Origin of the sequence: Blautia sp. HCP3S3_H10_2 (genome assembly GCF_052122375.1) — a bacterium.
Taxonomy (GTDB): domain Bacteria; phylum Bacillota; class Clostridia; order Lachnospirales; family Lachnospiraceae; genus Blautia_A.
Genome location: NZ_JBQKCL010000007.1, coordinates 148,856 through 171,339 on the forward strand (window position 1 = coordinate 148,856; position 22,484 = coordinate 171,339).

General features: G+C 44.7%; 15 protein-coding genes and 2 pseudogenes. 10 read left to right on the plus strand and 7 right to left on the minus strand.

Translation table 11 applies throughout. From position 1 onward, the window contains the following. Position 1: 1 nt before the first annotated feature. Positions 2-1,381 (plus strand): GH1 family beta-glucosidase, encoded by a 1,380-nt coding sequence (locus ACTQWB_RS09600; RefSeq protein ID WP_441501038.1) that lies wholly within the window; start codon positions 2-4, stop codon positions 1,379-1,381. Positions 1,382-1,388: 7 nt separating this feature from the next. Here ACTQWB_RS09600 and ACTQWB_RS09605 read toward each other — a convergent pair whose 3' ends face one another. Together ACTQWB_RS09605 and fliB are read right to left on the minus strand one after the other, a co-directional pair. Beyond that, positions 1,389-1,970 (minus strand): GNAT family N-acetyltransferase, encoded by a 582-nt coding sequence (locus tag ACTQWB_RS09605; protein WP_441501039.1) that lies wholly within the window; start codon positions 1,968-1,970, stop codon positions 1,389-1,391. A 102-nt stretch (positions 1,971-2,072) separates the two neighbouring features. After that, positions 2,073-3,245 (minus strand): flagellin lysine-N-methylase, encoded by a 1,173-nt coding sequence (gene fliB, locus ACTQWB_RS09610; protein ID WP_441501040.1) that lies wholly within the window; start codon positions 3,243-3,245, stop codon positions 2,073-2,075. 454 nt (positions 3,246-3,699) lie between these two features. Here fliB and ACTQWB_RS09615 point away from each other — a divergent pair, with 454 nt between their 5' ends. Beyond that, positions 3,700-6,123: an HD domain-containing phosphohydrolase gene (locus ACTQWB_RS09615; RefSeq protein WP_441501041.1), complete on the plus strand. Its 2,424-nt coding sequence runs from the start codon at positions 3,700-3,702 to the stop codon at positions 6,121-6,123. A gap of 319 nt (positions 6,124-6,442) precedes the next feature. Here the strand turns inward: ACTQWB_RS09615 and glgD are convergent, their stop codons facing one another. The 3 genes from glgD to ACTQWB_RS09630 all read right to left on the minus strand — a co-directional run bounded on the left by glgD (position 6,443) and on the right by ACTQWB_RS09630 (position 9,044). Then, positions 6,443-7,558, minus strand: coding sequence for a glucose-1-phosphate adenylyltransferase subunit GlgD (glgD, locus tag ACTQWB_RS09620; protein ID WP_441501042.1), 1,116 nt, complete (start codon positions 7,556-7,558; stop codon positions 6,443-6,445). Position 7,559: 1 nt separating this feature from the next. After that, complete coding sequence (locus tag ACTQWB_RS09625) at positions 7,560-8,702, minus strand: glucose-1-phosphate adenylyltransferase (RefSeq protein WP_441501043.1); 1,143 nt, start codon at positions 8,700-8,702, stop codon at positions 7,560-7,562. A gap of 111 nt (positions 8,703-8,813) precedes the next feature. Continuing rightward, entirely contained in the window at positions 8,814-9,044 is a 231-nt protein-coding gene (locus ACTQWB_RS09630; protein WP_441501044.1) for a hypothetical protein, read from the minus strand. 359 nt (positions 9,045-9,403) lie between these two features. On the opposite strand from ACTQWB_RS09630, the gene ACTQWB_RS09635 reads away from it, so the two are divergent. The 7 genes and pseudogenes from ACTQWB_RS09635 (at position 9,404) to ACTQWB_RS09665 (ending at position 17,011) form a co-directional block, all read left to right on the plus strand. After that, the gene (locus ACTQWB_RS09635; RefSeq protein WP_441501045.1) at positions 9,404-11,437 is read left to right on the plus strand and encodes a diguanylate cyclase domain-containing protein; all 2,034 of its coding nucleotides are present in this window, start codon (positions 9,404-9,406) and stop codon (positions 11,435-11,437) included. Between the two features lie 261 nt (positions 11,438-11,698). Beyond that, positions 11,699-13,885, plus strand: coding sequence for an alpha-galactosidase (locus ACTQWB_RS09640; RefSeq protein WP_441501046.1), 2,187 nt, complete (start codon positions 11,699-11,701; stop codon positions 13,883-13,885). Between the two features lie 113 nt (positions 13,886-13,998). Further along, a complete protein-coding gene (locus ACTQWB_RS09645; RefSeq protein ID WP_441501047.1) occupies positions 13,999-15,126 on the plus strand; it encodes an acyltransferase family protein in 1,128 nt (375 codons plus the stop codon). 192 nt (positions 15,127-15,318) lie between these two features. Further along, positions 15,319-15,534 (plus strand): annotated as a pseudogene (locus ACTQWB_RS09650) (glycosidase); the annotation flags it as partial. A 452-nt stretch (positions 15,535-15,986) separates the two neighbouring features. After that, a complete protein-coding gene (locus tag ACTQWB_RS09655) occupies positions 15,987-16,499 on the plus strand; it encodes a hypothetical protein (RefSeq protein ID WP_441514608.1) in 513 nt (170 codons plus the stop codon). After that, positions 16,499-16,810, plus strand: a pseudogene (locus ACTQWB_RS09660) (DUF4143 domain-containing protein); the annotation flags it as partial. The gene ACTQWB_RS09655 and the pseudogene ACTQWB_RS09660, both read left to right, overlap by 1 nt. A 15-nt stretch (positions 16,811-16,825) precedes the next feature. After that, positions 16,826-17,011: a hypothetical protein gene (locus tag ACTQWB_RS09665; RefSeq protein WP_441501133.1), complete on the plus strand. Its 186-nt coding sequence runs from the start codon at positions 16,826-16,828 to the stop codon at positions 17,009-17,011. 144 nt (positions 17,012-17,155) lie between these two features. Here ACTQWB_RS09665 and ACTQWB_RS09670 read toward each other — a convergent pair whose 3' ends face one another. Continuing rightward, the gene (locus ACTQWB_RS09670; protein ID WP_441501049.1) at positions 17,156-18,316 is read right to left on the minus strand and encodes a glycosyltransferase family 2 protein; all 1,161 of its coding nucleotides are present in this window, start codon (positions 18,314-18,316) and stop codon (positions 17,156-17,158) included. Positions 18,317-18,361: 45 nt separating this feature from the next. Continuing rightward, on the minus strand, positions 18,362-21,433 hold the full coding sequence (locus ACTQWB_RS09675; protein ID WP_441501050.1) for a bifunctional glycosyltransferase/CDP-glycerol:glycerophosphate glycerophosphotransferase: 3,072 nt from the start codon (positions 21,431-21,433) through the stop codon (positions 18,362-18,364). A gap of 245 nt (positions 21,434-21,678) precedes the next feature. Here ACTQWB_RS09675 and ACTQWB_RS09680 point away from each other — a divergent pair, with 245 nt between their 5' ends. After that, positions 21,679-22,281, plus strand: coding sequence for a GTP pyrophosphokinase (locus ACTQWB_RS09680; protein ID WP_441501051.1), 603 nt, complete (start codon positions 21,679-21,681; stop codon positions 22,279-22,281). Positions 22,282-22,484 lie beyond the last annotated feature (203 nt).

Genomic DNA, 22,484 nt, shown 5'->3' on the forward strand with positions numbered 1-22,484 from the left:
AGTGGGATTTAAGAAAGATTTTATCTGGGGCGGGGCAACCGCTTCCTATCAGGTGGAAGGCGGAGCTTATGACGATGGAAAAGGACTGAATATCTGGGATGTTTTCTGTAAGGAAGGCGGTCATGTACTGGAAAATCATACAGGCGACGTGGCGTGTGACCAGTATCACCGCTATAAAGAGGACGTTCAGATTATGAAGGAAATGGGGCTGAAAGCATATCGTTTTTCCCTTTCCTGGGCAAGGATCATGCCGGAAGGAACCGGGGCAGTAAATCCGAAAGGGATTGAATACTACGATAATCTGATCAATGAGCTGCTGGATAATGGGATTGAACCTTATGTGACTTTATATCACTGGGATTTGCCATATGCCCTTCACCAGAAAGGTGGATGGCTGAATCCAGATTCACCGTCATGGTTTTATGAATATGCGAAGGTTGTGGCAGAGCATTTCTCAGACAGAGTGAAAAATTTTTTTACGATCAATGAGATCCAGTGCATTGTAGGGCTGGGTTATCAGACAGGAGAGCATGCGCCCGGACTGAAGGTTGGATTAACAGACTATTTCCAGATCTGGCACAATGTGCTGAAAGCCCATGGACGGGCTGTTGAAGCACTCCGTGAATATTCGAAACAGCCGGTGAAGATCAGCATGGCGCCTTGCGGGGCACTGTATATTCCGGAGACAGATAAGCCGGAGGATATCGAAGCTGCAAGAATGGCAACCTTCGGGCTTCCGGAAAAAAATGCCATTGCATGTAACTGGGATGTAGCGTTTGTCTGCGACCCGGTATACCTGGGCAGATATCCGGAGGATATCATGAGTGCATTTGGCCAGTATTTTCCAGAAGTGACAGAGGCTGACATGAAGCTGATTTCCCAGCCGCTGGATTTCTTTGGACAGAATATTTATAATGCAGTAACCGTCCGTGCAGGTAAAGATGGAAAACCAGAGCGCGTTTCACGTTACAGTGGATTTCCGCAGACAGCTATCGGATGGCCGGTAACGCCAGAGGCTTTATACTGGGCACCGAAATTTATGTATGAGCGTTATAAGAAACCGTTTATGATCACTGAGAATGGTATGGCATCTCATGATTGGGTAAGCCTCGACGGCAAGGTGCATGACCCGGCGCGTGTGGATTTTATGGCACGGTATCTTGGGACTTATAAGCGCGCAGCAGAAGACGGGGTAGATCTGGCGGGATATTTTGCATGGTCTGTATTGGATAATTTCGAGTGGGCATATGGATATTCACAGCGATTTGGACTTGTTTATACAGATTATAATACGCAGAAGCGTACATTAAAGGATTCCGCATATTTCTATAAAGATGTGATCGGAACAAACGGGGAGATTTTGCAGAAAGCCTTTTTTTAAACACGCTCTAGCGCTGAATCTGTGAAAAGGGAATAAAATCCGGCTGTTTTACCTGATGTTCCCCGATCATTTTCTCCATCCAGACCATATTGTACCATCTGCCGAATTTGTAAGCGCATTTATGAAATTCGCCCACCATGGAATAGCCCAGGTGCTCATGGAACTGGATACTGTTGTGGTTCAGATATTCATCGTCCACCTGGGGGCTTGCGATACAGGCGTTTACATTGGTGACATTCTGGGCTTTCAGGGCTTTTTCCAAAGCGGCATAAAGGATTTTGCCAACGCCGGACCTGCGTTCGGTTTCTTTCACATAGATGGAGGTTTCTACAGACCAGGCGTAGGCAGCGCGGGCGTGTAAGGGGCCGGCGTAGGCATAGCCCAGGATTTCCGGGCAGCTGGTATCAGTAGTTTTCTCTGCGACCAGATACGGGTAAAGCTGCAGTGTATTTATAATTCTCTGCCGGAATTCATCCACAGAGGGAACGTCATATTCGAATGTGATGGCCGTGTGCTCCACGTATGGGGCATAGATGGCAAGAAGTGCTTCTGCGTCGGCAGGTGTGGCGGGACGGATGGTAACAGGCATGGAAAATGGCCTCCTTTTATGGGATTTTACTATGAAAGTCCTGTGCAGCAGCCATGAATCCAGCATGCTTGCATGTTGGATTTATGGATATTGCACAGTCTTTCAGCAGATTCTTAACATATTTTCCAGGGAAAACAGCTTGTCCTGTGCGAGCAGATCCTCCAGGGCATTGAGATTCAGGTCAGAATGCTCCAGCTCCCGGGAAAAACGGTAGCAGATAGAAATCTGGTCCTCCAGGCAGAAGATGCGGCCATTTTTCAGATAGGTACCCATATCCAGCTCATGGATCAGCAGGGTACAGACCACGGCCATTTTCACCTTGGAAAAAATCTCACCATCATAAACAGCACCGCAGAAATAGGTGTAGATCCAGTAGACCAGAAGCTGCTCCTCCTGGATGTTCCAGTCTGGGTAAGCCTTATTAAAGTCAGTCTGGTGTTCACTGTAAGAAGGTTGTGGCTTTTCGGAAGTGTCTGTGCCAGAAACACAGGAATATAATGATCTCAGATTTTCATCCAGAAATTCATGCCATCCTGGACGGAGTACCTCCATTTTTGGGACGATCACCTGCCACATCTGTTTCAGAAGCTCCTCTGGAGCATCATTTTTATTCATATGCGTCTGAACCTTGGAAGTGAAAGCTTCGCCAAAACCGGAAGCCTGGTGCCGTCCACGGATCTCTTCCCATTTGAAAAGCTCATTTTTATCCAGGCAGAGCTGGAAATCGCTGGCAGCAGCAAGAAGCTTCCAGATGCGGAGGCGCATGGGAATCTGGCGGTTCTGGATGATTTCCAGAAAATAATCCCGGGTGTCTTCCAGGGCAGTGAAAAGCAGGTAATCAAAGTCGTCATAGGTTTCTTCTTCAGATGGAACTTCGGCAGACTGGAAGCCTGTTTTTTCTTTTCTCTGAAGAATGATACGGGCTGCTTCCGGACAGGAAAGAGACAGGGAATATTCCCGGAGTCCTTCGAATTCTTCAATATGCCGTGGGTATTTCCGGCAGGTATCGCAGAGCATTCTTTTTCCCACTTCACTGTAAATGTCACAGAGATTCTCATCATTTAAAAATGCACAGCGCTTATTGTACTGGCGGAAAACCTGCTCCTTCCAGTTGATGTCATTGTGAAGGCGGTTTCGGAAAGCACCCTTCACATGTTTATATTTCTTAAGGCTTTTCTCGTCAATGACGATCTGCCAGCCTGCGCAGCAGGTATCCGGACAGACGCCTGCGATACAGGAAAATTCTTTATAGTAATCAGGTCTTGTAATCTGCATGGAAATCCTCCTGGAAAATATATGGTAGAACAGTAACTGTTTTTTTATGTACGATAAGGCACATTTTCACAAGTAAATGAACGCAATGTTCTGTAAATGTAAATTGTGCAGATTCATTATAAAATAAGGTGTGAGATTGTGCAAGAGTGTGCCGGAAAACGTTTTAGTATGTTGTTGATTATAGTTGTTTTTACCTGTTTTTTGTCGGGAATGAGGTTGACATTACCATATTAGACTGCTAAACTATAATTACGTATCTTAATACTCTTGACAATTCTGTTGACGAAGCCCCTACACAAAATACCGGAATTCTAAGAAGGATACAAGGGCGATATGGAAAGCACCTGACGTAACAGAAATGTTGAGATTTGATAGCACCCAGAATTACAAAAGCTGTCGGAAAGCAGTGGAAACAGGGTGGGGGGGGGTAACCACACCTGCTGAGGAAGTATGAATGAGTGAAGCAGTAACACAGCAGAGACAGAAGATTCTTATTACAGATGATTCGGCGATGAATCGCGATCTCCTTGCTACGATTTTGGAAGATGAATACGATATTATACAGGCACGTGACGGAGTACAGGCAGTAGACTATCTGCAGAAGCATGCAGAGGAGATCTCTCTGGTACTTCTGGATCTTGTCATGCCTCAGATGGATGGATTTGAGGTGCTTGTATATATGAATAAGGAGCACTGGATCGACTATACTCCGGTGATCATTATTTCTGCAGAGGATTCTCCCGCCTATATTAAGAGAGGCTATGATCTGGGTGTGACAGACTTTATTGGCAAGCCATTTGATGCCAATATGGTACGCCGCCGTTCGGCGAATGCGATTCTGCTTGGAGCCAAGCAGCGACGTATGACAAGTATTGTGAGCAATCAGATATATGAGAAAGAGAAGAGCAGTAAGCTGATGATCAGCATTCTTTCCCATATTGTTGAATTCCGTAATGGTGAGAGCGGACTTCATGTTCTCCATATCCAGGTGATCACAGATATGCTTCTGCGTCATCTGGTACAGAAGGAGAATAACCCATATACCATAAGCCAGGAACAGATCGGTCTGATCAGTACAGCATCTGCACTCCATGATATTGGCAAGATCACCATTCCGGATGAGATATTGAATAAACCAGGCAGGCTGACTGCCGAGGAATTTGCGGTAATGAAGGGACACTCCATGGCTGGCGCCAATATGCTGGAGCAGCTTCCTTTCGAGCAGAAGGATGAGCCGCTGGTGAAGGCGGCCTATGAGATCTGCCGCTGGCATCACGAGCGGTATGATGGCGGTGGCTACCCGGACGGACTGAAGGGAGAAGAGATTCCGATTTCCGCCCAGGCTGTTTCGCTGGCAGATGTATATGATGCCCTTACCAGTGAGCGTTGTTATAAAGCGGCATACTCCCATGAGAAGGCCATCGAGATGATCCTTGCAGGTCAGTGCGGTGTGTTTAATCCACTGCTTCTGGAGTGCTTGCTGGATATTTCCAGTGCCCTTAAGAAAGAGATGGGCGTGAAATCCAAGGTTGGATATGATGGAGCCAATATGACCAATATGGCGAACCGGTTCCATGATTTCGAGATGGATTCTTCTGAGAAGATCGTACAGCAGCTGGAATGTGAGAGACAGTGTTTCCATTTCCTTGCAGATGGTTCGGAACATATTGTATTTACCTATACAGTTTCACCGCCGCTTCTGAATCTGAATGAATCCGGAATGAAGAGGAGTGGTATCCGGGAACCGGTGCTTTCTCCACTTGAGAAAGGAACTCTTGGGAATCTGATCGAAGAAGGCTCTCTGGAGCGTCTTTTGAATAAGATCAGACAGGCTACCCGTGAGAGACCGAATGTAGTAAGTGATATCCAGGTTAAGGATGGAAGGAAACCAGAGCGTTACCGCTGCGACTGTAAGATGATCTGGGCTTCTGATGATTCCAAAGAGTATACCGGGGTTGTAGGAAAGCTTACAGACATTGATGAGGACTACAGTATTGTAAGTGCCGCTAAGGATGCTGCGCTGGAATATAGCCGTAGTTCTGCTTTTTCCCATTTTTATGACAGATTCAAGACGCAGGGATTTGCGATCACAGGAGATGAGGCATGGATTCTGCTTCAGTATCTGCAGATTACCTATGATCTGGTACGTTTTGTAAATCCGGTCACTAAGAAGCTTCTCCATGTAGAACAGGATGGCCGTGTATGGGAGTCAGATTTTAGATGTTATGCAGTATGGGGACGTGGAGAGAGTTGTAGTAATTGTATTTCAGCCACCTGTCTGCGCACGAAGCAGCGCATTATGAAGGTTGAAGTTACCCAGGATGACATTTTCCAGGTCGTAGCAATGTATGTAGAGCTTGAAGGTAAGCCCTGCTGTCTGGAGCTGGTAGTGAAGCTGGATGATTCCTTTATCCCGCAGGGATATAGCAGAGAAGAGGTGCTGAATTCTATCCGCATCCATAAAGAAAAGATGTACATAGACCGGGTGACAGGAATTTATAATAAGCGTTATTATACAGAGAAGCTTTGCAGAATGGAGACCGTTGATGCTCTTGCTATGGCAGATATTAAGGGCTTCAAGAAGATCAATGAGAATTTTGGACACCAGACAGGAGATGATGTGCTCCGTCAGGTTGCCAGTGTCATTCATGAGGTTGTGGGCGAGAGCGGCGATGCATTGCGCTATTCCGGTGATGACTTTGTGATGGTATTCTCCGATATTACCAGTGAGAATTTTGAAAAAATGCTGGAAGATATCCGCGGGAAAGTAGAATCACTGGTATTTGTAGAGCTTCCTGGTGTGAAGCTGGAACTGACGATCACAGGCGTGTGCAAACCAGGCAAGGTAGATGACCTGTTGGATCAGGTACGGATCTGATTTTTGGAAAGATGTAAAGCGTATTCTGAATAAGAATTTAAATGAAAGAAAAGACATGTGGGAAGTATCTGCACATGTCTTTTTTGTGCTATAGGAAATTCCGTTGGAATTCCCTATAGCATAAAAAGCCCTGCCGGGCAGGATCGCACTGCGGCGGAAAGGTAGATGTCGCTTATAGCGACCCGCCGCAGGCGGAGAATCCTGCAAAGCAGGATTCTTTCTTGTATAAAATAAAAGGAATGTCCTGTGCGGCTTTAAATACACAGGACATTCCTCTGTGCTCTGGGATATTTCATCGGAAATATCTCAAAGCGATAGTTTAGATGGTGTCGCCTCTCTTAATATATCCCGGAAGTCCATCAGCAGAAACAACTTCCTTCACATGAAGAATCTTAACCAGCTTGTCTACAACCTGGTTCTCTACATGAACTCCCTCGCCAATCTCAGCGCCTGCCAGAACAATACTGTTCTTGATCACGGCACCCTTATGGATCACGCAGCCACGGCCAATAATGGAATTCTCAATGGTACCCTCGATCTGGCAGCCATTGGAAACAACAGAATTGCGGATCTCTGCCGTATTATAATAATGAGTCGGGCAGGAATCGTTGGTACGTGTATAGATCGGCCATTCCGGATCAAACAGAGTCTGTGCAGCCTTGATATCGATCAGATCCATATTTGCATCATAATAGCTCTGGAAATCTGTGATGGAAGCGAAGAATCCACGGTGGGAAACACCACGTACATCAAGGTCATTATGCATCTCATTGATGATATCAGTCAGTGTGAATGCGGAAGAGATCGCTCTTGCTTTACGGATCAGTTCTACAAACAGGTCTTTCTTCATGATATAAGTATCCATGAAAATATTGCGGTTCTTGGCATTACCGTGGTTCGGTTCAATGGAAAGGACACCTTTCTGCTTATTCAGATCCAGAATATTGCAGTTCAGGAATGCCTCTTTGGCATTGTCTACTGCATGGTAAAGTAAGGTAATATCTGCTCCGGATTCAATGTGCTGCTCGATCAGCTTGGAGAAATCTGCGGAATATACCATGTAATCCGGTGTGATAACTACATATGGATGATGCATTTCTTCGATGCATTTCAGGTTCTCATAGTAAGCAGCAATATCTGTGTTATAAATATCATTTCTCTGACCTGCATCGGAGAAAAGGATCTGCAGCTTGCCGCTCTTGGAGTTAATATTGTAGTGACGGCCGGTGCCGATATGTGCAACCAGTGTACGGGGTTTCTCTTGTACATAGATCTGGATACGGTCAATGTCACTGTTGCTCAGATTGGAAATCGGGAAGTCGATAACACGGTATCTGCCCAGGAAAGAGAAAGCACCAATCGGACGGTAGTCTTCAAGTCCTTCTACCCGGATGTTTCTGGATGATGAGTTTACAATTCCAAATGCTTTATACATATTATTCGGCCCCCTTTACACGTTTCGCAATCAGCTCGATGTGCTCGCTGTCTGCACTTCCTACCAGAGCACCCTTACCGATGGTGATACCATTGGCAACAAGGGCACGTACGACTACAGCGCCATCTTCTACGATAGCACCTGGCATAAGTACACTGTCAATTACTTTGGCACCGGGCCTTACTTTCGCGCCGGTAAAGATAACAGAATTGGTAACCTCACCCTCGATGACACAACCCTGGGTTATGTAAGCATTCTGAATCTTGGCTTCTGTACCGATATACTGTGGAAGGGCTGTTACATCCTCTGTATAGATCTTCCAGGTCTGGTCGCTTAAGTCAAGCTCATTGTCCGGGCTGAGAAGATCCATGTTTGCTTCCCAGAGGGAATCAATGGTTCCAACATCTTTCCAGTAGCCTTTGAAACGATAAGCAAAAAGTCTCTTCTCATCGCTAAGAAGGGTAGGAATGATGTCCTTACCAAAATCATGGTTGGAATCCGGATTCTTCATATCTGCAAGGAGAAGCTTGCGCAGAAGCTTCCAGTTAAAAATATAGATACCCATAGAAGCGAGATTACTCTGTGGGACAGGTGGTTTCTCAACAAATTCGGTGATACGGTCTGTCTGGCCGTCTGTGTTCATGATACCGAAACGGCTGGCTTCCTTAAGAGGAACTTCGATAACTGCGATGGTAGCATCGGCCTGTCTCTCCTTGTGGTAAGCAAGCATCTTGTCATAATTCATTTTATAAATGTGGTCGCCGGAGAGAACCAGAAGGTATTCCGGGTCATACTGATCTATAAAATCAATGTTCTGGGAGATCGCGTCGGCTGTTCCGCGATATACGTCAAGTCCGGTGTCTGCTTTCTCACGTGGTGGAAGTACGTATACGCCGCTGTCCTTGGAATCCAGTCCCCAGCGTCCGCCAGCTGCAACGTAGCTGTTCAGCTCAACTGACTCATACTGGGTCAGTACGCCTACTACGTCAATGCCGCTGTTGGCACAGTTACTGAGAGGAAAATCGACGATACGGTACTTGCCGCCATAGGAAACTGCCGGTTTAGCCACTTTGTTGGTAAGATCATGAAGACGGCTGCCACGGCCGCCTGCCAGAATCATTGCTAACATACTGTTCTGTTTCATGGTGAACCCTCACTTTCATTTCTTTGAGATATATTATACAATCTTTGTACAAAAATTTCAATTTTTTTGTGCAAAAAAACTGTAAAATCCAGATAAAATTTAGCTAAATTTTCATTGGTAATTCTGTAGACTTTTCACAGCCTCTATATCTTCTGCCTGTACCTTCAGGTTGGAAGTAAAAGTTCTGCCGTCGGGAGTGGTGATCTGTACTTCGATCACGGTTCCTTCAGAAATGCCGGCCTGCTGCACGGCTGAAAGAAACTGGGGGAATTTAGGGTGCCGTCTTGTAAATGCACTCCAGAGATTACTTAATTCAAGTAATTTCATTGGGTTAATTGCCATTTCTTGTTCCTTCCTACTTTCTTATCAGGTGCCGGAAGCCCGGATGCAGTCTGAAGCTGCCCACCTGATGTAAAATGATGCCAGGTCAACAAGGCCCTATCGTGCAGGCACGAACAGCTTCCTGACCTTTTGACCCTGGTGTCTTATAAAATAGTATATCAGAAAAAAAACTGCACTGCAATGAAGGGCAAAAATATTCACATATTTAGCGAAAGCTCACAAAAATGACTTTACATGAATGGGTAATTATTGTTATAATAGACGAAAACTGAAATGCGGATTTTTTAGAAAAATGATGTTAAATGTTGATAAAATGCGATGTCAGGAAAAGTAAAAACATTACAGCAAGAGGTGTGATAATGGAAGAAAAAAAGAGGTATAATCTTGGAATCCTCATTGGCGGAGTGCATACCTATTTTCCAAAAGAACATATCAAGGGAATTTCAGAAGCGGCCAGTGAGCTGAATGTAAATGTTTGTTTTTTTCTGGGTACCCAGACGAAGGATTTTTTTGAAGATGTTCTCGGCGGCAATCAGAAAAATTCTTATGATTATCAGTTTAATACCATTCATGACTACAGTCTGATCGGAGGGCTGGATGGTCTGATCATTAATTATGGGACTCTGGGTATCCAGCTGCGGGAGGATGACCCGGATGAATTTGCCAGGAAATATAATGGGATTCCTACAGTATTTCTCACAGAGGTTGTAGATGTGCCCAATTGTCATTCTCTGATCTGTGACAATAAAGGTGGGATCCGGATGATCATGGAGCATCTGGTAGAAGAGCATCATCTGTCCAGAATCCTGTTCGTAGCAGGACCGGAGCACAATACAGATGCCATTGAGCGGAAGGAAGCCTATCTGGAAGCAATGGAGAAGTATGGACTTCCTGTAACGCATCAGATGATCGCCCAGGGGGATTATTCTGAATTTGTAGATAAGCAGGTGGAGCGTCTTCTGGACGATAATCCGGATGCCCAGGCGATTGTTTTTTCCAATGATGAGATGGCGTTTGCCGGTTACCGTGTCTGTGAGAAAAGAGGTCTTGTGGTGGGACGGGATATTATGCTCACCGGATTTGATGACTGTGAGCGCGCATCCGGAATGGAACCGCCCCTTACTACGGTTTCCCAGGATGGGGAATTAATGGGGAAAATGGCAGTTTACGATCTGGTAAACCGTCTGAATGGAAAGGCCACCGACCTGGAAGCTACCTCCCAGAGAGTGCCGGTTTCCCTTGTAAGAAGAGAATCCTGTGGCTGTATATCGGAAGGCTTCGAGGAGAAAGAGACTCCGGTAAGCCTTGGTGCGCAGGTGCACAGGCTGAATAAAACAATTGCCAGAATGAAGCTGGAGCTGATCGGTTTCCAGCGGAAATCCTGGTTTATTCCCGTTCTCGCCCGGGATCTGAATGACTGTATGGATGATGAGCAGGCTTTTCTGAAGGAAATCATGGAGAAGATGAAAGAACTCCATACCCGCTGCACCCACCTGTTTCTTTTGGACGAACCGATTGTTTATGATGGCAAAAGAAAATGGACCTGTCCCTATAACCTTCATCTCGCAGCCAGCTATAAGAATGGACAGATCATAACCAGGGCACCTTATGACCGGCTTCAGGTCATGAAGGAAAATGGGATTTGTGACCTGATGGAGGATGAAGACCGGCATCAGTTTATGGTATTTCTCCTTTTTTCAGGGGAGAAGCAGTACGGGCTTCTGGCATGTGACATTGACCAGGAGGATTTCCCATTTTTCTATGTGATCAGTCTGCAGATTGGTCTTTCCCTGCATTATCTGGAAATCAGCAAGGCAGAGGCGGCAAGAAGACTGGAAATGTCCCGTGATATGGAGGAGATTAAGGAGAAAAACCGTGTCCTGGGCATTATTTCTGAGTATGACGAGTTGACAGGTCTTCTGAACCTGCGGGGATTTATGGAGCACACCAGGAGGGTATGCAGGGCTGGCAATGGACAGCGGGCTTATATGATCTATGGGGATCTGGACCATTTGAAAGAGATCAATGATACCTGGGGGCATCCGGCAGGGAATTTTGCCCTGAAAAGTGTGGCTGAAATATTAAAAGGCTGCCTGCGCAGCAATGATATTCTGGGGCGTGTAGGCGGAGATGAATATATCATCATGCTGGAATGTGAAGAAACGGATTTCGGGGAAACTTTCCGCCAGCGTGTGAAAACAGCCTGTCGGCTGTTTAATGAGAAATCAGGGAAACCATTCCTGGTAGAAATCTCCCTTGGAATCGCAGAATTCCGGCCTAATATTTCTACAGATATCCAGCAGGTAATCTCTCTTGCAGACCGGCAATTGTATGAAGCGAAGAAGAACAGGCGGAAGTCTGTAAGCAAGGCAAATAATCAGATGGATGTATAAGGAAGTAAAAGGCCAGAAAGCTTTATTGTATAGGCATGAACAGCTTTCTGGCTTTTTTTACTTAATATAATTAAAATTAAGCTGATATTAATTAAAGCTAATGATATTTTAAACTTAAATGAACCACAGAAACAGCATATGGATATTGGGAGGAGTTTAAGCGATGGATTACAAAAAAGTTATTAAAAAACGGCAGTAACACATTTTGCATAGATAGAAAATATGCGCTTTTGTTACAAATAAATACAAAAAGGAGTTAACATGGCAATTACATACAATGAATCCGGTAAAATATTCAAATTAGACACAGCCGATACTACCTATGTGATCGGACTTTCATCAGAAGGCTATGTGGGACATATCTATTATGGTGACCGCCTTGCAAAGGAGGCTGACAACTATCTTCTCCGTATGGAAGAAGCTCCATTCACCCCATCAGTAAACAAACGGGAGAAATCCGCATTCCTGGACTTTTTCCCTATGGAGCTGCCTACAGGCGGAATCGGGGATTACCGTGAAAGCTGCCTGAATATCCGCAACGAAGAAGGGCGCATGGGTTGTGAGCTTACCTATGCATCCCATGAGATTTATAAAGGGAAGAACAAGCTTGCAGGCCTTCCGGCATCCTTCGGAAAAGAAGGAGAAGTAGAGACTCTGGACATTACCTGCAGGGACGAGATTCTGGGGCTTGAGGCAGTTCTTTCCTATTCTGTATTTGAAAAGGAAAATGTGATCACCAGAAATGTCCGTGTGGCAAATACAGGCAGCCAGACCCTGAAGGTGGAGAAAATCTACAGCGCCTGCCTGGATATGGACAATGAGAACTTCCAGATGATCTCCCTTCATGGATCCTGGGCCAGAGAACGCCAGATCCAGCGGGGACCGCTTCATTATGGAAAACAGCGGGTATCCTCACTGCGTGGGGAATCCAGTCATCAGGAGCACCCGTTTATTGCCCTGGTCACACCAGAGACTACCCAGCAGCAGGGACGGGTTTATGCAATGAATTTCATCTATTCCGGTAACTTTACGGCACAGGCAGAGCTTACCCAGTTTGATTCTGTCCGCATGACTATGGGAATCAACAGCGAGGAATTTTGCTGGATCCTGGACCCTGGCGAAGAATTCCAGGCACCAGAGGCAGTACTGGTATATTCCGGGGAGGGCCTTGGAAAAATGACCAGAAGCTTCCACGGATTTTACCGGGATCATCTGATCCGGAGCGCTTACAATCACAAGAAGCGCCCAATTCTTATCAACAACTGGGAAGCGACTTATTTTGATTTTAATACAGACAAGCTGCTGGATATTGCCAGAACTGCGAAGGCAGACGGCATCGAAATGCTTGTCATGGACGATGGCTGGTTTGGAAAGAGAAACAGCGATAACTGTTCCCTCGGTGACTGGACAGTAAATGAAGAAAAAATTACAGGCGGTCTGAAGCATCTGGTGGATGAGGTGAATAAGATCGGCCTGAAATTCGGTATCTGGATGGAGCCGGAGATGATTTCCCCGGATTCAGAGCTTTACCGGGCACATCCGGACTGGGCGATCCAGATCCCAGGGCGTGAAGCAACCCAGAGCCGCCAGCAATATGTGCTGGACATTTCCCGTCCGGAAATCCGGGATTATGTATATGGCTGTATTTCCAAGGTGCTTCACAGTGCCAATATCGAATATGTGAAATGGGATATGAACCGCCAGCTCTGTGACATGGGAAGCATCTGGCTTGGCAGGGAAAACCAGCAGGAGCTTTTCCACCGTTATGTGCTTGGAGTATATGAACTGCAGGAGCGTCTGGTGAGAGAATTTCCGGATCTGCTTCTGGAGAACTGCTCTGGCGGCGGTGCCCGCTTCGACCCGGGAATGCTGTATTACAGCCCGCAGATCTGGTGCTCCGATGATACAGATGCCGTTGAGAGACTGCGGATTCAGGAGGGAACAGCTCTGATCTACCCATTGTCTGCCATGGGCGCACATGTCAGTGTCTGCCCTAACCATACCGTTGGCAGGGTGACACCATTTGAGACAAGAGGACATGTGGCGCTTGCAGGAACCTTTGGCTACGAGCTGGATATCACCAAGCTTAGCGAAGAAGAGCATAAGATCGTGCAGGAACAGACGAAGATGTACCACAAATACCATGATCTTGTCCGCGAAGGTGATTATTACCGCATTGCTTCCTACAGGGAAAATCATTATTATGACTGCTGGGCGGTGGCTGCGAAGGATAAGAGTGAAGTGCTGGTTACTTATGTACAGGTTCTGGCAGCGGCCAATATGCACAGCCGGAAACTCCGTCTGGATGGCTTTGATGCGACGGCAGATTACCGTCTGGAAGAGACCGGCAAGGTTTACACTGGGGAAATGCTGATGAAAGCAGGGTTCCTGTTTAAGGACTTCTGGGGAGATGCAAAGAGCAGATTGTATCACTTTGTAAGAGTATAATAATAAAACATTTTTTATAAATGATTCATTGTGGCGGGGCACGTTGTGGAGAAAGAAAGTGTAAAAGTAAAGTGAAAGAATAAAGCGGTTACACCAGAGAGAGGAGAAAGGTGATGTTTTCTTTAAGCGAAAAAGAAGTGAATACCGGCCGGCAGAAGGAGCTTGATTTAGTAAAAGGCTTCCTGATGATCATGATTGTATTTATCCATTCATTTCAGACGTTAGGAAGTCTGGATGCTGCAACATCAAAGGTATATCAAATTATGTTTGCCCTGTTTATGCCCACAGGAGCCTGTCTTTTCCTTTTTACCATGGGATTTGGAAGTGGATTTACACGCCACTCCGAACCGAAGGATATGGTGAAAAATGGCGTAAAGCTATTATTTTATCAGGGTTTAAGCAATTTATGCGTAGGAGCTGTGATGACGGTCAGCTATTACATCAGAAATGCTGTTACTGGTGAAGTGCCAGGCAGCAGGGAGGTGTATGAGGCGAACCTGTATTCCATGCTTACATTTGTAAACATATTTTTTATAGCTGGTATGTGTTATCTTGTCCTTGCCCTGTATAAGAAATTAAATGTAAAACTGGGCGGATACATTATAAGTGTTATAATAGTAGGAATCGTCTCGCCGTTTGCAGGGCAGCTGGTTTCAGATAATCAGGTGCTGAACTGGATTTTAGATATGACATTTGGTGGAAAAGGAGAAACAAGCTTCTGCTTTTTTCCGTATCTGAGCTATGTATTTCTGGGATATGTTTTTGGAAAAGTGATCAGAACAGTACCTGAAAATGAAAAAGGCAGTTTCTATAAGAGGAGCGGAACCATATGTGGAATCATAGCAGCAATCTGGTTAGCTGGCTGTATCGTATCGCATCCGGGAGTTGAAGAATTCTTTGAATATATGCTTATGCAGTACAGAATACCTGGGCTTGTAAAGGTAATAGGATCTTATTGCAGTATTATGCTTGTCTTTGCGGTTTCGTTCTGGATTACACCATTCGTGGAAAAATGGAAATTCGGATATAACAAATTGTGCTATTATTCCCGGCATATATCCAAAATGTATGCAGTACATATAGGCGTCTACTTTCTGATCGGCGGTTTTTCTGCTTTTTACGAATTTAGTGTAGCAGGATGCCTGCTCCTGTCTGTGGCAGTTCTGATTGCAACAGATTTAATTGTGGAAGCTTATGTCATAATGGAAAATAAGATAAAGAACGGAAAAAAGAACCGGTAATGTAACAGATAAATATTGGAAACATAGAGTGGCTCTGACAATGTTTGGTTTGTCAGAGCCGTTTTATATTATAGAGAATTTTATCATAGTTTTATGATGGATGTTTTCGGCGAAAAAGTCTGCAACAAAGAGATTGGAAGACAGGAGGTTTTCTTTGACCGCACCTGGAACAGCCTTATTGATCTGTATTCTTATCCTTATTTCATGGAACGCCTTGGAATCAATACAGTGCTGAATTACTGTGCCATTGAGTTAAATGGAAAATATTATCTGGTAGTCCGTGTGGAAGGAAATGACAGAAAATCCTTCTTTGCAGTTGTAGAGAGCGATACGGGAATTGACGGATTTCATTTCTGGGATTACCCGGTAATTCTGCCTGATACCTGTCCATCCAGTCCGGAACTATTCATGCTATTGGCAAAGATATCCTGATTGCGGAAATTCAGCAGAATTCCAATGTGACTTACCGTGTTTATGATTATGGACGTGTGGGAAAAGAAAGGGGCGGCGAATCTGATTTAAACGCAATCTGTGCGCTTTGCATACTTTGCTTGGTGGTATATTTTGCAGAAAGTTTTTTGAAACATGTTTTCATAACTAACCTGCTTAAGGCTGTGGGAAGTTGTGCCAATGTATCATATATGGCCGCTTGCATAAAAAAGGTCGCTGAGCAGAAGCATAGAAATAAAATATTCGCGCGATTTGATGTGAATATCAGAAAAATATTCATGTAAATTAATGTTAAAATTATAAATATTTTCGTTGATTTTTACACGAATACTTCATATACCAGATATTAAATAGTAGATGCTGGAAAGACCTATTCTATTCTGGAATTTGGGCGTACTCATTATGAGAATGTGGCATATTTTAATTTTGAAACCAATCCGAAGCTGTCTGAGACCTTTGAGGAAAGTATCAGCCCGGATTATCACATTATTGTGGCGGGCAGTTTGCTGGGAGTGGCGGTGAACAGGACTAAATTTTCATTTCCTGTGGGTAAAGTAGATATGAAAACATTGTATCCTATGGATATGGAAGAATTTATGCTTGCCATGGAGGAGAATGCACTTGTAGAACAGATAAAAAAATGTTTTGCGTCAGATACTCCTATGCCTTCTGCGCTTCATACTGCAGCAATGCAACTCTATCGGCAGTATCTTGTTGTGGGAGGTATGCCTGAGTGTGTTATGCAGTTCGTTCAGACGAGAGATTATATTCTTGTGCGACATACTCAGGATACGATACTCGTAAGTTACCTTAATGATATGAGCAAATATAATAATTTGAATGAGATAAAAAAACCAGACTTGCTTATGATAACATCACAGTTCAGCTTTCAAAGAAAAATACTCGTTTTCAGTACAAACTAATAAAAAAGGGCGGGCGGGCTTCTGAATTTGAGAATGCTATTGAATGGCTTTGCCTGTCAGGTATCGTATCACAGGTTTATAAACTAGAGCAGATCAGAAAGCCTTTGGAAAATTACCGCGATATTGATTCGTTTAAAATTTATGTATCGGATCTGGGATTATTATGTGCGAAAAAAGAGGTGGCGGCTAATGATGTTTTGTATATGGTTGAGGAATTGAATGATTTTAAAGGTGGTATGGCTGAAAATTATGTAAATGTGTAGCTTACTATTAATGGATACAGTACGTATTATTGGGAATCTGAGAGAGGAGCAGAGATAGATTTTGTGATTCAGCGTGATGGACAGCTGATTCCTATTGAAGTGAAATCTGCTGACAATACCAGAGCCAAGAGCTTAAATGTTTATATGAATACGTATAAACCGGCATATGCGATTAAACTCTCTGCGAAGAATTTTGCTTTTGAAGATGATAAAAAGATTGTTCCACTTTATGCGGTATTTTGTATTTAAGTGATCAAAAAACAGCGAGCACAGTTTTCGGTTAGCAAACAGAGGCGCAGTTAATGAAAAAATTACGGTGAGAAACAGCCCTGGTAACGATAAGATACCAGAACTGTTTCTTATATTTTCAAACAGGTTTTATTTTTACAGATTCTAATGTTTAGGACCATGAATATGAGAAAGCAGCCGTTTAAATAAACTTGGTTGGCTGGAGTGGCTTGCTGCGGAAGCAGGGGCTTCCTGGATCCGCTGGCGGAATTCTGCTAAGCTCTTGCACTCTGGCATTATTTTTTTGGCCTGCTTTTTGAAATTGGCAATATTGTTATAATTTTGGGTAAGGGTTTCAAATTCCGGCATAAAAGTGAGATAATCATAGTACCACTTGAAAGCAGGCGGGAATGCTTCAAGAGGCGAAATATCAAGTCCCTGGGCAAATGCTTTGGTTTGCGAAGTGATTTCTTCCGATATTTCCGGAATTTTTTTGTATTTACGGTACCAGATGAAAATGTCAATCAGTTCACGCTCCATTACAATGGCCAGTTCCCTGCCCTGAATATTATATTTTGCACATTGGTCCATGATCAGCTGCCAGGAATCAAATTCACAGTGGAAATTTCTGGCACGGTTTCCTACAAGGGAAGCACTGTTATTCACACGGTAACGGACAATCGGCTCATGGGTGAGCCAGATTTTGCTGGCGGTGAATACGGCTTCACTGTAGAAAGAACGGTCATTGACACAGACCAGGTTGTTGAACCGAAGATCTTTTTCCAGAATGAATTCCCGTTTGTAAATGGCGTTCCAGGGAACCACACTGATATGACTGAAAACCTCGGGGGACTGGTGGAAATCCAGAACCGTATCGAAACAGCTGACGGGAACATCTGACAGTGCGAAAAGTGGTGTGTCAGAAAGTTCCCCGGTTTCGTTATCGAAACAGAGGGCACAGCCTTTTACCATGTCTGCATCGGATTGCTTTGCAATGGCCAGGTATTTCTGGTAAGCATCTTTTTCGACCAGGTCATCGGCATCCAGAAAGTGGATGTAGTCTCCTGTGGCTTCCTGGATTCCTTTGTTACGGCAGACTCCTGCATACTGTGTCTTTTCGTTTTGGAAAAGACGGATGCGGGAGTCTTTTTGCTGATATTCTTTTATAAGAGAAACAGAAGCATCTGTGGAAGCATCATCTACACAGATGACTTCCAGGTCTTCCGGATTTCCCTGGCCGCCCAGATCCTGGGAAAGGACACTGTCAAGGGTGGCGGTGATATATTTCTGGGCATTGTGGACTGGGATGATAGTGGTTAGTTTCATCGGATTAATCCTCGTAGCATATCTTTCAAAAAGAATTCTAATAGTTTACAGGGTAGTTTTATCTTTATTTTCTCCAGAAATCTGTGTCAGCTTCAATCTGGTGAGCTCTTCTGGCAGTTCCAGGTTTCCAGTATCTTTCAACAGACGGCACAGAAATGCGATCTGGTGCCTGTAAGGCCTGGAGGTGCTGTAGCGCTCCGGGCTGAACGTATCAAAGGTATAGGAAGCCACAGGGGCAGCAGCAAGCAAAGTGGCAACGGTCTTGATGCTGTCTGTTGAGGTGATAATCACCTGGTCAAACTGGGCATTTCCCAGATATTTCTGGCATTCTTTCTTCCCAAGGTTCAGAATATGGGACAGTGGATACATAGAGAAAAGTCCCATCCGGCTGGTAAGGATGCTGGCCAGCTTCCACCGGGTTCCACGTTCGGGGTCTGGCTTGAGAGGCAGACAGGAGCATCCTGGCGCCAGCTGTGCCAAGTATCTGGCAGAATCCGGATTGCGGAAGTCGTTGTATGCAAGCCAGAATTCTTTATCCGGTGCATGGGCTGCCAGGGCATTAAAATCCCGGATCAGATTCTGGGAAAGCTTACGGCCGGTGAAAAAGAGAACCCGGGTGCGCGGTGCCGCTGGAATCCTGGTGGAAGAAACTTTTGAAGCCATGGTGGAAGGGACTTCTGAAACTCTACTGGAAGATCCTTCTGTAATCACGTTAGAAGAAACGGAAGCCTCCTGGCCTGGCTCGCTGTAGTAGGGCAATGGACGTCCGTTAAGCAGAAAATCCAGAATGTCCGTAATAAGGTACTGCGGTGCGGAGCCTATTTTTGTGGAAATAGCAACATGGTTTGCACCAGCGGAAATTGTACCAGAAGAAATTAGCTCAGTATTAACTGCTCTGGTGAAAGTCTCGTTTGCCAAAAAGATACCCGTCGGTGAAACAGTAACTTCTGGACAATTACATCTAGCGTCACAATTCAACTGTCCAATAAAACGTACTAGCTGTGGCGCATTGCAAAATGCAGGAAAGTCCGGGAAAAATTCATCTGTGACCAGCTGGTTTCCCAGATGGTCTATCTGACAGATAGTCTGTTTGCCAAAGCTTCCGCAGAGAAATCTGAGAACCCTGGTGCCAGAGCTATATTTTGCCGACAGTGCACTGTGATAATCAGAAACAAAAACATCACAGGCAGATGCAAAATCGGAAACGTCAAAATCCCGTGGCATTTCTTTTATATGTGTAAATACAGAAAAATCAATCTCTTTTTCCCCGTCAAAATGGAGATACAGAACCTGCCCCTCACTAAGCTCCAGATCCAGTATGTAAAGGGCAGACATGAAATTGCGGAAAGTCTGGGCGGTGTCTGTCATGTAAGAGCCTGGAAGAAGGGGGGCATACAGAATGGTCTGCATCCCCTCCAGCTGTAAGCTGCGGCGGATTTTTTCCCTGTGGGACTTCTGCGGAATCACCGGAGCTTCTGTGGAGTTACCTATTATATATGGAGTTGGGCAGATGTGGTCAGTCATGCATTCTTTCATATATATAGTACGGTTCTGGATGCTGTTGAAATACAGCGCATCTGCCAGAAACATGGTATGCTGCCACAGACCGGTATCTGCTTTGGATGCCGGCGTATTCAGGGACGTTTCAGGATAAAGGCTGTGCCCGCAGTGGAGAAGTACAAATTGTCCATTCTGTTTCCTGAAATAGTAAGGCAGTGGTCCATCTGTAATCAGGTATCCAGAGAGCGCCAGGGCTTTTCCATATTCTTCTGTGTTTGGACTGATTAATGTAATATTGTCCGGTAATGCTCCGTTACCAGTCAGATAACGGTTCAGAAGAGCCTGGAGAAGTGAGTGCTTCTCCTGTGTAAGGGAAAGGATGATATGGTGTTCTCCAAAGTTCTGTATCAGATGGGCAAGTAATTTAAGAACCCAGGCGGATATCTCGTTGCCCTGGCAGGATTCCAGAAAAATCTGCTCTGGATCCGGGACAAGGCTTCCGGTATAAGCAAAACGGTAAAACTGGGAAGCTGTCTTTTCACGGCGGATCATTTCAGAAGCCGGAATATCAGGGAGGGCTTTATGAGAAGCCTTGTAATCCTTGATCCAGGCTTTCTGCTGCTGGACAGACATACCGTTGCAGGCTTCGATAAAGTGGAGCATCTCCTGGCGGGAACCGTAGAGACAGAGCAGCCGTACAATGTGACTGGGGAGGGAATAGAGAACATAATGATTGTCTTCCCAGTCGGGGATCTCGGCCTCCATATAGTCAAAAAGTTCATTGACCAGTCTTAGTTTCAGCTCCTTCTTGTCCGCTTCATAATTGGTAAGAAGCTTCCAGAAGCGGTAAAAAAAGTGGCGGACCGCAATAAAATCCAGTTCTGTCCGGTATTGTTCCCAGAATCCCAGCTTCTGCATTTCCTCCTTTAGAAAAATGATGGCATTCTTTATATGGAGGGTGGATGGTGTCAGGCAACTGAGAAATCCTACATTCTTACGGTAATTGTAGAAGCAATGGTCCAGATAACCGATGGATCTGGCCTTCGCAGCCAGAAGATAGGCAACCGGCAGATCTTCGAAACGGATGCCTTCCGGAAAATGAAGCCCCATAAACAGGTCTCTGCGGATGAATTTGATCCACGGATAAGGGGAAATAGCAGGAAGCTCATAAGGCTTATCTGCAATCCGGAAATTCTGGTTATAACAGGAATTCTCATATTCAGTCCGCTCACCGGTCAGGGAATCTACATTATAATAGCGGAAAAGTACTAAGTCGTTGCCATCGGAAATGGCTTTTTCATAAAGAAGACGGCAGGCTTCGGCTTCCACATAATCGTCGCTGTCCACAAACCACACATATTCTCCGTGTGAGTGGGCGAACCCATAATTACGCGCATAGCTTACGCCGTGATTTTCGATGGAATAGATAAAGAGCTTCCATGGATTTAACGCCTGATAAGCCTGCAGAATCTGCAGGCTTCCATCTGTACTGCCGTCATTGACAGCTACGATCTCTATTTCCCCAAGGGTCTGCGCAAGTAAGCTGTCCAGGCAGGCTCCCAGGTATTTTTCCACATTATACACCGGTAAAATGATGCTGACTTTGAAAGACTTCATCAAAAACTCCTTATCTCTTTCCATAATGCATATGAAATACTTTCATCTGCGCTCGTTAGACAAAAATGCAATCATTTCGTCAATTACTTACTTCTAATAGTACCAGTTAGGCAGAGGGATTTCAAGGGGAATGGAGCAGAGAAAAATATATTTTAGACGGTCTCTTTGTTTATGCTCTGTTTATTTCTTTCTCACCAAATAAACACATTTTTATATTACCATGGAGAACAAGAAGGAGGGTTTTTATGACTGACAAGGAATATTACAGCCTGATCCAGCCTTATGAGGATGCCATGAAGCTGTTTCTGACCAGACTGGAAGTGCTGAACCATTCAATTTATGAAACGAAAACGGGGAAACCTATTCACAATATACAGTACCGGATCAAAAAGAAAGACAGCATTGAAGAAAAGCTGGTGCGCCGGGGATTTGAGCCAACCCTGGAGAATGCGAAAGACCAGCTGCAGGATATTGCAGGAGTGCGTATTATCTGCTATTTCGTGGGGGATGTGAATAATCTGGTAAACATGCTGAAAAAACAGCCAGACCTGATCTTTATCCGGGAAAGCAATTACATCGAAAATCCCAAGCCAAATGGCTACCGCAGCCACCATATTATTCTGGGAGTGAATGTATGCTGTCTGGATGCCAACGAATATTATCCTGTGGAAATCCAGCTGCGCACCATCTCCATGGACTTCTGGGCCGCCATGGAGCACCGGGTATCCTATAAGAAGCAATATGACAATAAAGAACAGCGGGTAAAAGAACTGCTGGGGTATTCTGATATCCTGGAAAAGATGGAGAAGGAATTTGAGAAATACAACGATCATCCGGTTGAAATGTGATTTTATTTAATCTGGAAAAACTGCTATATTTAAAACATTTATAACTGACGGAAAACCGGGAGGAAAACATCACGTTTCCCTCCTTTTTTTCGCCCTTTTTGCCACATTTTTTTCACATTCAGAAGGTTGCGAAAGCCCAAACCATGTTTTATAATGAGATATGTCGAATTGTATCGTTTTTTAAATGCGCTCTGACAAGGGCT